This window comes from Microbacterium shimangi (genome assembly GCF_043556445.1).
Lineage (GTDB): Bacteria > Actinomycetota > Actinomycetes > Actinomycetales > Microbacteriaceae > Microbacterium.
The window spans coordinates 157,165-169,353 of record NZ_JBIGII010000002.1; the positions used below are offsets into that span (position 1 = coordinate 157,165).

The 12,189-nt window shown below is 67.9% G+C and carries 17 protein-coding genes and 1 tRNA gene; 12 read left to right on the top strand and 6 right to left on the bottom strand.

Annotated features, from left to right (window positions below; genetic code table 11):
- Position 1 precedes the first annotated feature (1 nt).
- Positions 2–892 (bottom strand): UTP--glucose-1-phosphate uridylyltransferase GalU, encoded by an 891-nt coding sequence (gene galU, locus ACFXQA_RS01255; protein WP_394517972.1) that lies wholly within the window; start codon positions 890–892, stop codon positions 2–4.
- 64 nt (positions 893–956) lie between these two features.
- Between galU and ACFXQA_RS01260 the strand changes: the two genes are divergently transcribed.
- From ACFXQA_RS01260 to mscL, 3 genes are read left to right on the top strand one after another with little or no spacing between them, the layout of a single operon-like run.
- A complete protein-coding gene (locus tag ACFXQA_RS01260) occupies positions 957–1,553 on the top strand; it encodes a 5-formyltetrahydrofolate cyclo-ligase (protein WP_394517973.1) in 597 nt (198 codons plus the stop codon).
- 19 nt (positions 1,554–1,572) lie between these two features.
- Positions 1,573–1,875, top strand: coding sequence for an FmdB family zinc ribbon protein (locus ACFXQA_RS01265; protein WP_394517974.1), 303 nt, complete (start codon positions 1,573–1,575; stop codon positions 1,873–1,875).
- 33 nt (positions 1,876–1,908) lie between these two features.
- Positions 1,909–2,340, top strand: coding sequence for a large conductance mechanosensitive channel protein MscL (gene mscL, locus ACFXQA_RS01270; RefSeq protein WP_394517975.1), 432 nt, complete (start codon positions 1,909–1,911; stop codon positions 2,338–2,340).
- A gap of 16 nt (positions 2,341–2,356) precedes the next feature.
- Here mscL and ACFXQA_RS01275 read toward each other — a convergent pair whose 3' ends face one another.
- Together ACFXQA_RS01275 and ACFXQA_RS01280 are read right to left on the bottom strand one after the other, a co-directional pair.
- Complete coding sequence (locus ACFXQA_RS01275; RefSeq protein WP_394517976.1) at positions 2,357–2,563, bottom strand: hypothetical protein; 207 nt, start codon at positions 2,561–2,563, stop codon at positions 2,357–2,359.
- Positions 2,550–6,260, bottom strand: a complete 3,711-nt coding sequence (locus tag ACFXQA_RS01280; RefSeq protein ID WP_394517977.1) for an AAA family ATPase — start codon at positions 6,258–6,260, stop codon at positions 2,550–2,552. Before ACFXQA_RS01280 ends, ACFXQA_RS01275 begins: the two co-directional genes overlap by 14 nt.
- Positions 6,261–6,453: 193 nt before the next feature.
- Here ACFXQA_RS01280 and ACFXQA_RS01285 point away from each other — a divergent pair, with 193 nt between their 5' ends.
- The 7 genes from ACFXQA_RS01285 (at position 6,454) to ACFXQA_RS01315 (ending at position 9,192) form a co-directional block, all read left to right on the top strand.
- Positions 6,454–6,969: a methylated-DNA--[protein]-cysteine S-methyltransferase gene (locus ACFXQA_RS01285; RefSeq protein WP_394517978.1), complete on the top strand. Its 516-nt coding sequence runs from the start codon at positions 6,454–6,456 to the stop codon at positions 6,967–6,969.
- Positions 6,970–7,183: 214 nt separating this feature from the next.
- Positions 7,184–7,528 carry a histone-like nucleoid-structuring protein Lsr2 gene (locus tag ACFXQA_RS01290; protein WP_394517979.1) on the top strand — a complete coding sequence of 115 codons (345 nt, stop codon included), beginning with the start codon at positions 7,184–7,186 and terminating at the stop codon, positions 7,526–7,528.
- A gap of 221 nt (positions 7,529–7,749) precedes the next feature.
- Entirely contained in the window at positions 7,750–8,103 is a 354-nt protein-coding gene (locus ACFXQA_RS01295; RefSeq protein WP_394517980.1) for a DUF7882 family protein, read from the top strand.
- 5 nt (positions 8,104–8,108) lie between these two features.
- Positions 8,109–8,390, top strand: a complete 282-nt coding sequence (locus ACFXQA_RS01300) for a hypothetical protein (RefSeq protein ID WP_394517981.1) — start codon at positions 8,109–8,111, stop codon at positions 8,388–8,390.
- Positions 8,391–8,433: 43 nt separating this feature from the next.
- A tRNA-Arg gene (locus tag ACFXQA_RS01305) sits at positions 8,434–8,505 on the top strand.
- A gap of 101 nt (positions 8,506–8,606) precedes the next feature.
- Positions 8,607–8,942, top strand: coding sequence for a DUF7882 family protein (locus ACFXQA_RS01310; RefSeq protein WP_394517982.1), 336 nt, complete (start codon positions 8,607–8,609; stop codon positions 8,940–8,942).
- On the top strand, positions 8,929–9,192 hold the full coding sequence (locus ACFXQA_RS01315; RefSeq protein WP_394517983.1) for a hypothetical protein: 264 nt from the start codon (positions 8,929–8,931) through the stop codon (positions 9,190–9,192). Before ACFXQA_RS01310 ends, ACFXQA_RS01315 begins: the two co-directional genes overlap by 14 nt.
- On the opposite strand, the gene ACFXQA_RS01320 is transcribed toward ACFXQA_RS01315, so the two are convergent.
- Positions 9,189–9,539, bottom strand: coding sequence for a hypothetical protein (locus ACFXQA_RS01320; RefSeq protein ID WP_394517984.1), 351 nt, complete (start codon positions 9,537–9,539; stop codon positions 9,189–9,191). The two genes, ACFXQA_RS01315 and ACFXQA_RS01320, sit on opposite strands and share 4 nt — an antisense overlap.
- A gap of 107 nt (positions 9,540–9,646) precedes the next feature.
- Between ACFXQA_RS01320 and ACFXQA_RS01325 the strand changes: the two genes are divergently transcribed.
- A complete protein-coding gene (locus ACFXQA_RS01325) occupies positions 9,647–10,630 on the top strand; it encodes an arsenic resistance protein (protein ID WP_394517985.1) in 984 nt (327 codons plus the stop codon).
- Here ACFXQA_RS01325 and ACFXQA_RS01330 read toward each other — a convergent pair.
- Entirely contained in the window at positions 10,618–11,121 is a 504-nt protein-coding gene (locus ACFXQA_RS01330) for a DUF4188 domain-containing protein (RefSeq protein ID WP_394517986.1), read from the bottom strand. The two genes, ACFXQA_RS01325 and ACFXQA_RS01330, sit on opposite strands and share 13 nt — an antisense overlap.
- A gap of 73 nt (positions 11,122–11,194) precedes the next feature.
- Here ACFXQA_RS01330 and ACFXQA_RS01335 point away from each other — a divergent pair, with 73 nt between their 5' ends.
- Entirely contained in the window at positions 11,195–11,815 is a 621-nt protein-coding gene (locus ACFXQA_RS01335; protein ID WP_394517987.1) for a MerR family transcriptional regulator, read from the top strand.
- 11 nt (positions 11,816–11,826) lie between these two features.
- Here ACFXQA_RS01335 and ACFXQA_RS01340 read toward each other — a convergent pair whose 3' ends face one another.
- Entirely contained in the window at positions 11,827–12,189 is a 363-nt protein-coding gene (locus tag ACFXQA_RS01340; RefSeq protein WP_394517988.1) for a UBP-type zinc finger domain-containing protein, read from the bottom strand.

Sequence of the window (12,189 nt, forward strand, 5' to 3'; positions counted from 1 at the left end):
GTCAGAGCGTGGCCGCGAACTCCTTGAACCAGGGACGCAGCTGCGGCCCGAGATCGTCTCGATCGGAAGCCAGCTGCACGATGGCCTTGATGTAGTCCACTCTATCGCCGGTGTCGTAACGGCGGCCACGGAAGATCACGCCGTACACCCCGCCACCGTCGCCGCCGCCGGTCGCGAGCTCTTCGAGCGCGTCGGTCAGCTGGATCTCGCCGCCCTTGCCGGGTTCGGTGTGCTCGAGGATGCGGAAGACGTCGGGGCCCAGTACGTAACGGCCGATGATGGCGAGGTTCGACGGAGCATCTTCTTTCGACGGCTTCTCGACGAGCTTCGTCACCTTCACCACGTCGTCTTCGTCGGTGGCCTCGACGGCGGCGACTCCGTAGAGGTGGATGTGCTCGGGGTCGACCTCCATCAGGGCGATGATCGTCGCGGTGCGCTTGTCGTATTCCTCGAGCATCTTGGTGAGGAGAGGGTCGCGCTCGTCGATGAGGTCGTCGCCGAGGAGAACAGCGAAGGGGTGATCGCCGACGTGGCCTTCGGCGCGCAGCACGGCATGGCCGAGGCCCTTCGGCTCGCCCTGGCGCACCATGTGCACATCGGCGAGATCCGATGAGTGCTCGACCTTGGCGAGCTTCTCCAGGTCGCCCTTCTGGCGGAGCTTGTCTTCGAGCTCGGGTACCGAGTCGAAGTGGTTGGCGATGTTGTTCTTGTTGCGGCCGACGATGATCAGAACGTCGGTGATGCCGGCTGCTACCGACTCCTCGACGACGTACTGGATCGCGGGCTTGTCGACGACAGGGAGCATTTCCTTCGGCATCGCCTTCGTGGCGGGCAGGAATCGTGTTCCGAGTCCCGCGGCAGGAATGACGGCCTTGAATGGCTTGTGCGGCATGCGAATACATTAGCGGTCCCGCATCGACGGCGACGTAACACGGGGCGCCCGTACAATCGACTGCATGCCCGACCGCATCGAACAGGCAAAGCGTGCGCTGCGCGCCGACCTTCGCGAGCGTCGGCAGAATCTCTCCGAGGCGGCTCGCGCCGAGGCTGCTCTCGGCGTCCAGGCCCAGCTCGACGCCCTCGTCGCGCGCGCGGGCGCGGCGAGTCTGTCGTGCTTCCTCTCGACGACGACGGAGCCCGGCACCCGCGAGTTCGTCGAGGGGGCCGTGAGCCGCGGCGTGCGAGTGCTCCTCCCCATCTCGCGCGACGACGGACTGCTCGACTGGGTCGTCGCCTCACCGGGCGGTGACATCGCCGAGGGGCTTTTCGGACTGCCCGAACCCGTCGGCGAGGTGCTCGGCCCGATCGCCGTCAACGACGTCGACCTGCTCGTCATTCCTGCCGCCGCCGTCGACCGGTCCGGTATGCGCCTGGGCTGGGGCCGAGGGTTCTTCGACAAGACCATCGGATCGATGGAGCGTTGCCCTCCCGTGTACGCGGTGATCTTCGACTCCGAGTTCATCGACGACGTGCCCCGCGATGTGCACGATCAACCGGTCTCCGGAATCGTCACCCCCACGCAGACCATCACCTTCACCTCAGCGACCCGCTGACTCTCGACCTTGGAGCACCATGCCCACCTACGCCTACGCCTGCAAGACGTGCGGACACCGCTTCGACACCGTGCAGTCGTTCTCCGAGGCCTCGCTCACCGTGTGCCCCGAGTGCGGCGGCGAGCTGCGTAAGCAGTACGGCTCGATCGGCGTCACGTTCAACGGATCGGGCTTTTACCGCACCGATTCACGCGCCGGCGAGAGCAAGAAGGCGGATGCTTCGTCGAACTCCGGCTCGACGAGCGGCGAGTCGTCGTCGTCTGCGCCGTCGACATCCGCTAAAACCGAATCGAAAGCATCCCCCGCCCCGTCGGCATCTTGACCCGCTGACCGGCCGCCGACTCAGGAGCAGACCATGATCAAGGGTTTCAAGGAGTTCATCCTCCGCGGCAACGTCATCGACCTCGCCGTCGCCGTCGTCATCGGCGCAGCGTTCACCGCGATCGTCAACGTGATCGTCTCGAGCCTCATCAACCCGCTCATCGCCCTGGTGTTCAACGCCGGTTCGATCAGCGAGGCTCTCGTACTCCCCGTGCAGACATGGAGCGGCGAGACGGTGACGTTCTCGTTCGGCGCGATCATCGGGGCGATCATCAACTTCCTCGCCGTCGCCGTCGTCGTCTACTTCGTCTTCGTGTTCCCGATGAACCACATCAAGCAACGCGCCGCTGCCCGGGCCGGCATCAGCGAAGCGGCCGACGAGCCCAAGCTCCCCACGGAGCAGGAGATCCTGCTGCAGATCCGCGACCTTCTCGAGAAGCAGAACGGCTCGTCACCCCGCGCCTGACCCAGCCGACCTGCCCTCAATAGTGCGGGGGCACGTCTTGACGGAGGCGGTCGTCGTTCGGACCCGCACCCGCGGTGGACGAGGCGGCGGCAGCATCCGTCCGCTCTTCATCGGCCGGCACCGGCTCGGCCGACGTTCCGGGCGCGGGCGTCAGTCGCGCCCGACGTGAGCCGGCGACGCGCTCGACACGCTGCCTGTCCCGCGGGGTCTCACTCGATGACATCGATCGGCTGCGTGCTCGATTCGGCCGTCGGCCCGTCGACCTTCACGCCGAGCAACCCGGCGATGCGCGCGGCGACGGCCGCCGGATCGCTGTAGAGGTCGAAGGAGTGCACACGCACGTAGTGCCACCCCAGCCGTCGGAGGATCTGCGGGCGCAGGCGCAGCGACTCGCGGAGCGAATCGCCCACCGTCTCGGGGTCGCTCTCGGCGACGACGGCCTTGCCGCCGTGCTGGGCGACCAGCGGCAACAGGCCGCGGTAGTGCACGTCGACGGCGATGCCGAGGCGACGAAGCTCTCGCGCGAGCGCCAGGGTGAGCGGGTCGGCGAGGTCTTCGAGGCGTGCCTCTCGACCCCGGGAGGCGAGGTTGCCGAGGATGCCCATGAGCGTCGCCGCTCCGTACTCGAGCCGACCATCGTCGAACGACGACGGCCTGATCGACGACACGATCACCATCGACCTGCGCGCGCGGGTCATGCCGACCGTGAGCAGCCGCTCGCCGTCGGGGGTCGAGAGGTCGCCAAAATCGCTGAGCACCCGACCGTGCTTGGTGAGTCCGAACCCCAGCGAGAAGATGACGCGGTCGCGGCTCTCGGCGACCGACTCTTCGAGCGTCAGCACGGCGAAAGGCTCGGCGGTGTCGCGCGAGACGAAGTCCGATACGTCGGAGCGTCCCGCGAACGCGGCTTCGACCGCGGCTCGCACACGCTCGGCGTGACGGGCGCTGGCGGTGACGACCATGAGCGACTCGGCGCCGCGGTTCACCGCGTGCTCGACGACGAGGGTGACGACGCGAGCGACTTCGGCGTCGGGGCTCTCGACTGCTCCCGAGATGGGGTCGGGGGTTCCGGTGCCGCCCTCGACGTAGTCCATGCTCAGACTGCCGCGGCCGAGGTAGGAACCCGCCCAGGGAAGAGAAACGATCTCGCCGCCGTAGAACGCATCGTTCACGAGTTCGGCGAGGTCTTCACCACCGGCCCGATAGCTGCGGGTGAGGGTCTCGACCGGAAGCAGCTCGGCGAGCCGCTCGAAGACCGACGCATCGTCGAAGCCCGTCTCGTCGGCTTCGCCGTCGTCGTCGGAAGCGAACGTGGCGCCGACTCGGAAGGGGGTGGGCTTCTGGGTGACCGGGTCTCCGAAGACGACGATCTGTCCGGCGCGGCGCACCGCGGGCGCCGCTTCCGCCAGGCAGAGGGCACCGGCATCGGCGATCAGCACGACGTCGAATCCGTCGGTGTCGGGAATCTCGGGCACCTCGTAGGGCGAAGCGAGCCAGACGGGGGCGAGCGTACGCAGCAGCGAAGGGGCGACGTCGGTGAGTTCGCCGGCGGTGGTCGCACCGCGCTTCAGCGCTTCTTTCAGGGCGACGGCCTCATCGGCGCGGTCGACGATCCCGATACGCCACTGCTGCGCGAGTCGGGCGGCGAGAAGTGGTCCGGATGCTGCGGCGTGCGCCTCGTCGACGAGGCGGAAGTCACGTTCGAGCCGATCCACCACAGAGGTGTTCGCGCCGAGAAGTGCGCGGTCGGTGCGCAGGAGATGCTCGAGCGCCGACTGCCACCAGGCGAACTCGAGTTCGTCTCCGACGCGGTCTTCGGGCACGTGGCGGACCGACATTTCGAGCAGCAGCGGCTCGAGGCCGAGGTGGGCGAGCTCGGAACGCAGTTCTGCGCGCTCGACCAGATTGTCGAAGAACGTCGACTCGGCGGCGAGCCCGGCGAGCGTCCGCACGAGCCGACCGACGGGAAGGGTCGCCAGACGAGCGGAGTTCTGGCGACCGAGAATCGTGTCGAGTTCGGCGAGTTCGGCGTCGACCCGTTGCCACGCGACCGAGACATCGGCGAGTCCGAGCGGCACTTCGGGAGTGACCCCGGCCTCGACGAACCGCTGCCATTCGGTGCGCTGCTGCTGGATCCGCACGAGAGCCTCGTGCATGTCGGTGACGTGGACACCGGGGCGCAGGTACTCGCGCGACAGGCGCTTGAGTCGGCGACGGTTGGGTCCACTCATCTCCGCAGCATCGCGGCGCGGCGCGTAGGCCTGGATGAGTTCACCCAGCGGCCGCTCGAAAACGGTGGGGCTGAATCGATCGAGCGAGTCGCGGATGCCCTGCAGCAGGCGCAGGTAGGCCCCGAGCTCGGAAATCGTCTGGAACGGCCGCATGCGCGTCTGCGCGATGAGTTCGTACCCGCGCTCGAGCAGGCTCGGCACGTCGCGCCGGTGCAGCTTGCCGGCGAGCGCGTGCGCCGCGCGGGCGTCTTCGGTGCGGGTGAACGACACTCCGTACCAGGGCGAGTCGTCGGGCCCGAAGCGGAACTCGCCGAGGCGAGCGGCGGCGGCGAGCGCCGCACCCGCTTCGGCGCGGCGGTCCGCGAGTCCCTCGAGGGTCGCCACGTCGAACCGCGCGGTCGTGGACGGCGCGGGCGAGCGAGCGGCGAGCGACGTCAGCGTGCGCAGGATGTCGAGGGCCGAGACGCCCAACGACGTGTGTTCGACCGTCACCGCGTGGCGGTAGTCGCGCAGCACCGTCCGCAGGCGCACCAGCGCGTCGTCGATGTCTGAGACGCGGGGCTGTTCGGCCTTCTCATTGCGACCGATCGCGCGGATGAGGTCGCGGCGCAGATGCGTCGGCGAGACGGCGAGTCCATCGAGGCCGATTCCGGTGAGACGGTGCCGGATGCCCTCGAGCGTCGAGCGGCGCGCGCTCACGATGAGGACCCGCTTGCCGGCCTGCACGAGCTGACCGACCGCGTTGATGATGGTCTGGGTGCCGCCTGTGCCCGGGAGCGTGTGCACGGCCAGTGACTGGCCGGCCGAGATCCGGGCGAGAACCGCTTCTTGTTCGGCGTCCGCGTCGAGGAGGAGGGCGTCCGAGGCGGGAGCGCGCTCGTCGGGCCCGGCGACCGAGGGCGCCGGGCGACGCTGCATCACCATGGCACGGTCGGCGGGGTGGCCCGCGAGGGCGTTCAGAACGGGGTGGTCGAGCCGTGCGGTGTCGCGAGCCATCGCCGAGCCGACATCGGCGAAGGAGGAGATCACGAGGCGGGGGTGCACGACGAACGTGGGGATGTGGGTGGTCAGTGCCCGCAGATGATCGATGACCGGCTGGGGCTTGAACACGCCACGGTCATAGGCCAGGCCTGCGAGCGCGACGCTGTCGATGCGAATGCCGAAGTGAGTGAGGAAGGCTTTCGCGAGTTCGGGGTTCACCGCGAACGATCCGTGCAACTTCACCTCGAAGTCGCCGTGGTGACGTCGGATGGCGAGGGGCCGCAGCAGCACGGGGGCAGACCAGGCCACGCCCCCGATGCGCCAGGCGGCAAGCCCCACGGCGAGGTGCACCGGCTCGAGGCCCCGAGAGGTGCGGAGTTCGACGTTCTTCGCCGTGATCCGCTCGGCCGCCATGCGGGCCGTCCGCAGAGCCACCTCGTCGCGGAAGAGGTTGGACAACAGCGTCGAGCGGCCGGTGATGAACTGCGGCAGGCTCCCGGGATGGGCTTTGGTGATGTCGATTCCGGCATCGGACGCATCGTCGAACCTCAAGAGGGTCGACCGCCCGCCGAGTGCCGCCGCCTCCGAGCGCAGACGCGCCCGCTCGGGCTCGGCGACGTGCATGACCGTCACCCCGGGCTCGGAGAGACCGAGATCGCCGGGGTTCACCGATGACGCCGACACGTCACCCTCCGCGCCGACTACCATGCCCTCTGCTCGCCACACACAGTCACACTAAGCGGGGGTCCGCTCCCTCCCCGGTATCCCGAGGCGAGTTTCGCCGTATTGCCCGACACGCCGGGTGATCGGCGTTTCCTCCCCAGGCCCTCGAGGTCGCGACCTTGTCCCCCGTTCCGGAACACCCATCCCCCGTCGTGCACGGGCCCGAGAAGATGAAGACATGACCCGCTTCACCACCGCCTGGCACCCGACGCCCGTGGGCGACGTGCTGCTCGCCTTCGCCGACGGCGGCGACCTCGTCGCCCTCCAGGTCGAGCACGACGAGCGCACGCATGCCATCGAACAGATGGCCCGACGCCTCCCGGGCACACTCGAGCACGACGACGACGCCGCCGAGGCGGTCGCTGCGCAACTCGACGAGTACTTCACCGGTGCGCGTCGGACCTTCGACCTGCGCCTCGACTGGCGACTCGCGCGCGGATTCACTCGCACGGCGCTCGAAGCCGTCTGCGAGATCCCGTACGGCGAGACCGCCGCCTACGGCGAGGTCGCGATGCTCGCCGGCAATCCCCGAGCCGCACGAGCCGTCGGCACCGCGTGCCGCACGACTCCCTTCTCGATCGTCGTCCCCGTGCACCGGGTCGTCCGCGCCGACGGTTCTCTGGGCGAATACGGCGCCCACCCCGAGGTCAAATCGCACCTTCTCGACCTCGAGCGAGAAGCCGCAGGCGGGTAGGCCGCCTGCGGGGTGGAGGTGGCGGGAAACAGCATCCGCCGCCTCCACCCTTCGCAATTCGAAACCAATTCTTTCTGACCGCGTCCTATGAATCACCTCAGCCTTTGCGACAATCTCCCCACCGCATTTACTCGCCATTCCGCGACGGCTTCTGAAGAAGCTACGATGAATTCCGGCCCTACCCGTAAACGGCCGGCAGGAGACGAGAAAGCAAATGGCACGTAAACAGATCACCCAGATCATCGATGACCTCGACGGAAAGACCCTCGACGAAGGGGGCGAAACCGTTCTGTTCTCGCTCGACGGGCGCCCCTATGAGATCGACCTCTCGTCGGCGCACGCCGAAGAGCTGCGCGAAGCGTTGAAGCCGTTCATCGAGGCCGGCCGCTCCGTGGGCGCGTCCGCGCGCACCGTGACGTCGCGCAGCCGCGCGACCCGCCGCCAGGATGGACGCGACCTCAGCGCGGTTCGCGCGTGGGCGCGCGAGAACGGCCACACCATCAGCGAGCGCGGTCGCGTTCCCGCCGCAATTCTCGAGGCATACGACGCAGGTCAGTAACCACCGACCGGTTCGTTCTCCGGCGGGGCGTGAGCATTCCGTCCTGCCGGGAACGAACGGACGCGACTACCGCACATTTACCGGCATCCCGACACCCCCTTGACCGCACCGGAGCGACGCCGCACCGTGGGGTAGTACGGCATTCACCCCGGCTTGCGGCTCTTCGCCCCCGATTCTTCGGGATCGTCGCGCGCTGGGGATGTGTCAGGCCGGAGGCCGCAGTGGGATATTTCACCTACGACAACGACACGAAGACCGAAATCGAAGACCGCCTTCTTGCACATCTGCAGGTCGTCATCGGCACCAAGCTACGGCGCTCAGAGAGCTTCTACTTCACCTGGAAAGATGAGGCGTCCCTCGGGTCGGGCCGAACCACCGTGTGGATGCACCCCGGTGCGGGTCTGAAGTTCAAATTCGCGGGCAGCCGTCAGCCGGAAATCAGCCGCGCGTGGTTGACCGCGCTGGCCTATGCGGCAAACCTCCCGACAGGGTTGTACGCGGTACGAGAGCCATCCGGTCGCACGTCCGAACCGACGCGCATGTCGGCGTCGGAAGACATCGGTTCGGTCGTCTGAGACCGATGGGTGAACTCCTTCTCGCCACCGGAATGACCCTGGTGACGACGGACGCCGTGGGTGCGGTGGTGGTGGAGTACGCGGCGCTCCTCGCCGCCGGTGTCGCGTCGGATGTGATCCGCATTCCCGTCGTCGTGAGCGGAGGCGTCCGCATGTGCGATGTGCTGCTTCAGCCGACGGCGGCCATCGCCCACATCATGGACGGTTCGTTCGAGACGAAGATCGAGGGCTCCGACATGGCCGTCGAAGACATCCACAACCGCATGCGCGCCGAGTCGGGGGGCTGACCCCTCTGCGCCTCGCCGAAGGGGTCGGTAGACTGAGGCGCCCGCCTCTGTAGCTCAATGGAAGAGCAGCTCCGTCCTAAGGAGAGGGTTGGGGGTTCGAGTCCCTCCAGGGGCACCGAGAGATCGGCGCTACACCTTCATCGCCCGCATTTCAGCGGGGGTACCGGTGGGTCGGATGTGTGACACGCTGTCACTCCCTCCCCCCGAAAGGCTTCCGTGGGAAAATTCATGTTCGAAGGCCAGTTGAAGGCCGACTTCGAAGACCGGCTGCTCTCGCATCTTCAGACAGTGATCGGCGCCAAACTGCGCCGGGGCGAATCCTTCCATTTCACGTGGAAGGACGACCTGAGCATCGGCAACGGACGAACGTCGATCTGGGTGCACCCGAGCAGCGTTCTGACGTACAAGTACTACGGAGGGCGTCAACCCGCGCTGAATCGGGCGTGGATCGACGCATTGATGTACACGGCGAATTCCCCGCGCGGGCTCTACGTCGTGCCGGAGCCGACCGCCGTCCGGCAGCCGGAGGCAGCGACCGATGAAGCGTATTGACATCTCCTACGGAGGACAGTCGTACTCCGTAGGCAACCGCGACATCGACGACTTGCTCGCGGACATCCTCACCCGCCTCGCGGCGGCACCGGCGTACTGGCTCGAAGTGAACGCCGGCGAGGGCGAACCGAGGTCGACGCAATTGCTGATCACCGCGGGTGTTCCGCTCGCGCTGACGCCGATCCCCGGCGATGAGCCCGAGGGCGGCGAGGCGACCGCCGACAGCGGGCAGCCCGCCCCGGCGCTCTAGAACTCGTCGAGCTCCGACCATCCTTCGCCGGGCTCCAACGGCTGGGCCTGCACGCTCGGTGTGGCCGATCCGAACTGGCGGAGCCTTTCGGCCTTCATGCTGAGCTCGTCGACGAGATCGGAGTCGATCGGGTCGGCCCATTCGGAGTCTTCTGCGTCTGAGAAAAGTTGACTGGACGGGCCGACCAAGAACTCCGAGCGTCCGGCACCGCCGTCTTCCCGGACGGTGGGGAGGACGACGGTGTCCGATGACTCGGTTTGCGCCAGAGCCTGCGCGTAGTCGATGAGTGCGTGCGCGATCTTCGTCCCCGTGAGGATCGAGTCGCCCGAATAGTGGATCCTGTCCATCCTCAACTTGTACACCGGGAAACTCCGCGGTCAGCCTCCCTGTCGCCCGCGAGCTTTTTCGGCTACGACGTGTCGGGCGCGAGACGCGTTTCAGGCAGGCTGGGGGGATGCGTCGACTTCGAGACGCGGCGGAGCACCACCAGGTGGTGCTCTACGTCGCGGCCATCATGGCGGGTGCCGTCGTGGGTCTGGCTGCGCCGTCTGCCGCGCCGGCTCTCGAGGCAGCGATAACTCCGGTTCTCGGACTGCTGCTGTTCGTGACCTTCCTCGGTGTCCCGTTCTCGCATATCGGGCGGGCTCTGCGTGACCTGCGGTTCGTCGGATCGATCGTCATCGCCAACTTCGTCTTCGTGCCGGTGCTCGTCTTCTGTCTCAGCCGGTTCGTGGCCCACGAACCCGCTCTCTTCGTCGGCGTGCTCCTCGTTCTGCTAGCACCGTGCGTGGACTACGTCATCGTCTTCGCCGGGCTTGCCGGAGGTTCGCGCGACCGCCTCCTCGCAGCGACCCCGCTCCTCATGGTGCTGCAGATCGCGCTGCTGCCGCTGCTCCTGTGGTGGACGGCGGGCTCCGACGTCGTGGCCGCGTTCGAAGTGCGCCCGTTCGTCGCGGCGTTCGTCACCCTCATCGCGCTACCGCTCGCAGCGGCAGCGGCAACGCAGCTGCTCGCCCGACGGGTGCCTCCTGCGCGTCGGGTGACGGAGGGGGCACCGGCCACGATGGTGCCGCTGATGATGCTCACCCTCGGCATCGTGGTGGCGTCTCAGGTGTCAGCGGTCAGCGCCTCGCTTCTGATGTTGGTGAGCGTGGTGCCGCTGTTCGCGGTCTTCCCCCTCGTGGCGGCGCCCACCGGCGCGTGGGTCGCACGCCTCGCCGGGGTGGACACGCCGGGTCGACGCGCGGCGGCGTTCAGTGCAGCGACGCGCAATTCGCTCGTCATTCTGCCTCTCGCACTCGCCCTGCCCGCGCCCTACGCCCTCGCGCCCCTCGTCGTCGTGACGCAGACCCTCGTCGAGCTCATCGCCATGGTGGTGATGGTCAGCCTCGTTCCGCGCTTCATCCGCGACCGCCCCGGCACCGCCTACCGCTCCTGAGCGCCCCCACGCCCGGAGCGGGGCGTCTGCCCGAGTCGATCCTTCGCACGGTCGGCACCGCGGCGGACGGGCACCGACTGCGTCGCCCCGGCGAGCCCGCCCACAGGGGTGTCGACGTACATGGACTCCGCACGGTCGACCACGAAGGTCTCATGCCAGATGCCGACGGCACCCGGAGCCTGTCGCGCGCGCCGGTTGAACTCGGCCCATGCGGGACGATGCGCGGCCGTCCGATCACTCGCGTAGTGGTACAGCTTGTCGATCGACGACCAGTACTGCACCAGCACCGGCCCACCGCGCCCCACCGTCAGCCGGTAGCCCATCAGCCCCGACTCGGGGTCCGTCGACAATTCCGTGAGCATAGGGGGCATGGCACGGAAGACCGGTATCCACAGGTCGGGCCGCCACAGACGGTTGACCGTCATCCCGATGAGGAAGACGACGAGTTCGCCCTCGTGCTCATGGGTTCGGCGGCCTGGGGTGACGCTCATGTCTGAACTCCTTACAATCGGAAAGTATCACTTCCCATAATTGGGTATCGGCACTTTCTAGTCAAGGGGTGGCATGAAGATCTCGCAATTGGCGGTCGACAGCGGTGTGTCCGTCGGGACCATCAAGTACTACCTCCGCGAGGGGCTCCTCCATGACGGAGCACTCACCGCCGCGACCCAGGCGACGTACGACGACACTCACCGTCAACGTCTCGGTCTCATCCGCGCGCTCGTCGGGCCGGCGGGTCTCTCGATCTCAGCAGCCCGCGAAGTTCTGGCGACGCTCGACGGTCGACGAACGGGTCTGCACGACCTGCTCGGACACGTGCACCACACCACCGGACCGCGGGTCGGCGCGGAGCAGGACCTCACCGCCGCCCAGCAGCTCCTCGACCGCTGGGGGTGGCGGTGCGAACCCGGCGACCTCCCGACGGTGGGCGCCCTCGCCCGCGCCCTCGATGGGCTCACGGCCGCCGGATTCACGTTCTCCGACGATGAACTCGACGACTACGCCGCGCGAATGCTCGATCTGGCGCACACCGAGGTCGCCCGCGTGCCCGTCGACTCCCCGGAGGCTGCGGCGCGCTACGTTGCGCTCGGCACCGTTCTGGCCGAGCCGCTGCTGTTGGCGCTTCGCCGACTCGGTCACCAGCACGCATCACGTGAACGCTTCGGCGACGCCCCCACCCCGTGAGGGCGGCGGGCTCAGCGGTCGCGAGCGCGGGCGGCGAGGAGTCGGCGCCAGTTGCCGGGAACCCGCCCCTCCGGGCCCGGTGACGGCTGCTCGATGGGTCTGCTCTCGGGCGGGGCGAGGTCAGGACCGGTCACGGTCTCTTCGGCCTCGTAATCCCACCACCAGTCTTCGCCGGGCTCGAAGCTGCGCATGTACCGGTGCCCCGTCGCACGCCAGTGCGCGGTGGCGTGCTGGCCGAGCGAGTCGTCGCAGCATCCGATGTGGCCACAGGTCGCGCACCGACGAAGGTGCACCCACCATCCGTCGAGGTGATCGCACTCCGGGCACCCCGTGCCCGACGGTGCCACTGTCACGTCGATCTGATCCCCGCTCAT

Excerpts from the sequence above, each read along its gene's own strand:
- galU (WP_394517972.1), bottom strand. The coding sequence starts at position 892 with ATGCCGCACAAGCCATTCAAGGCCGTCATTCCTGCCGCGGGACTCGGA.
- ACFXQA_RS01260 (WP_394517973.1), top strand. The coding sequence starts at position 957 with ATGCCCGACCGCATCGAACAGGCAAAGCGTGCGCTGCGCGCCGACCTT.
- ACFXQA_RS01265 (WP_394517974.1), top strand. The coding sequence starts at position 1,573 with ATGCCCACCTACGCCTACGCCTGCAAGACGTGCGGACACCGCTTCGAC.
- mscL (WP_394517975.1), top strand. The coding sequence starts at position 1,909 with ATGATCAAGGGTTTCAAGGAGTTCATCCTCCGCGGCAACGTCATCGAC.
- ACFXQA_RS01275 (WP_394517976.1), bottom strand. The coding sequence starts at position 2,563 with ATGTCATCGAGTGAGACCCCGCGGGACAGGCAGCGTGTCGAGCGCGTC.
- ACFXQA_RS01280 (WP_394517977.1), bottom strand. The coding sequence starts at position 6,260 with ATGGTAGTCGGCGCGGAGGGTGACGTGTCGGCGTCATCGGTGAACCCC.
- ACFXQA_RS01285 (WP_394517978.1), top strand. The coding sequence starts at position 6,454 with ATGACCCGCTTCACCACCGCCTGGCACCCGACGCCCGTGGGCGACGTG.
- ACFXQA_RS01290 (WP_394517979.1), top strand. The coding sequence starts at position 7,184 with ATGGCACGTAAACAGATCACCCAGATCATCGATGACCTCGACGGAAAG.
- ACFXQA_RS01300 (WP_394517981.1), top strand. The coding sequence starts at position 8,109 with ATGGGTGAACTCCTTCTCGCCACCGGAATGACCCTGGTGACGACGGAC.
- ACFXQA_RS01315 (WP_394517983.1), top strand. The coding sequence starts at position 8,929 with ATGAAGCGTATTGACATCTCCTACGGAGGACAGTCGTACTCCGTAGGC.
- ACFXQA_RS01320 (WP_394517984.1), bottom strand. The coding sequence starts at position 9,539 with ATGGACAGGATCCACTATTCGGGCGACTCGATCCTCACGGGGACGAAG.
- ACFXQA_RS01325 (WP_394517985.1), top strand. The coding sequence starts at position 9,647 with ATGCGTCGACTTCGAGACGCGGCGGAGCACCACCAGGTGGTGCTCTAC.
- ACFXQA_RS01330 (WP_394517986.1), bottom strand. The coding sequence starts at position 11,121 with ATGAGCGTCACCCCAGGCCGCCGAACCCATGAGCACGAGGGCGAACTC.
- ACFXQA_RS01335 (WP_394517987.1), top strand. The coding sequence starts at position 11,195 with ATGAAGATCTCGCAATTGGCGGTCGACAGCGGTGTGTCCGTCGGGACC.
- ACFXQA_RS01340 (WP_394517988.1), bottom strand. The coding sequence starts at position 12,189 with ATGAGCGGGGATCAGATCGACGTGACAGTGGCACCGTCGGGCACGGGG.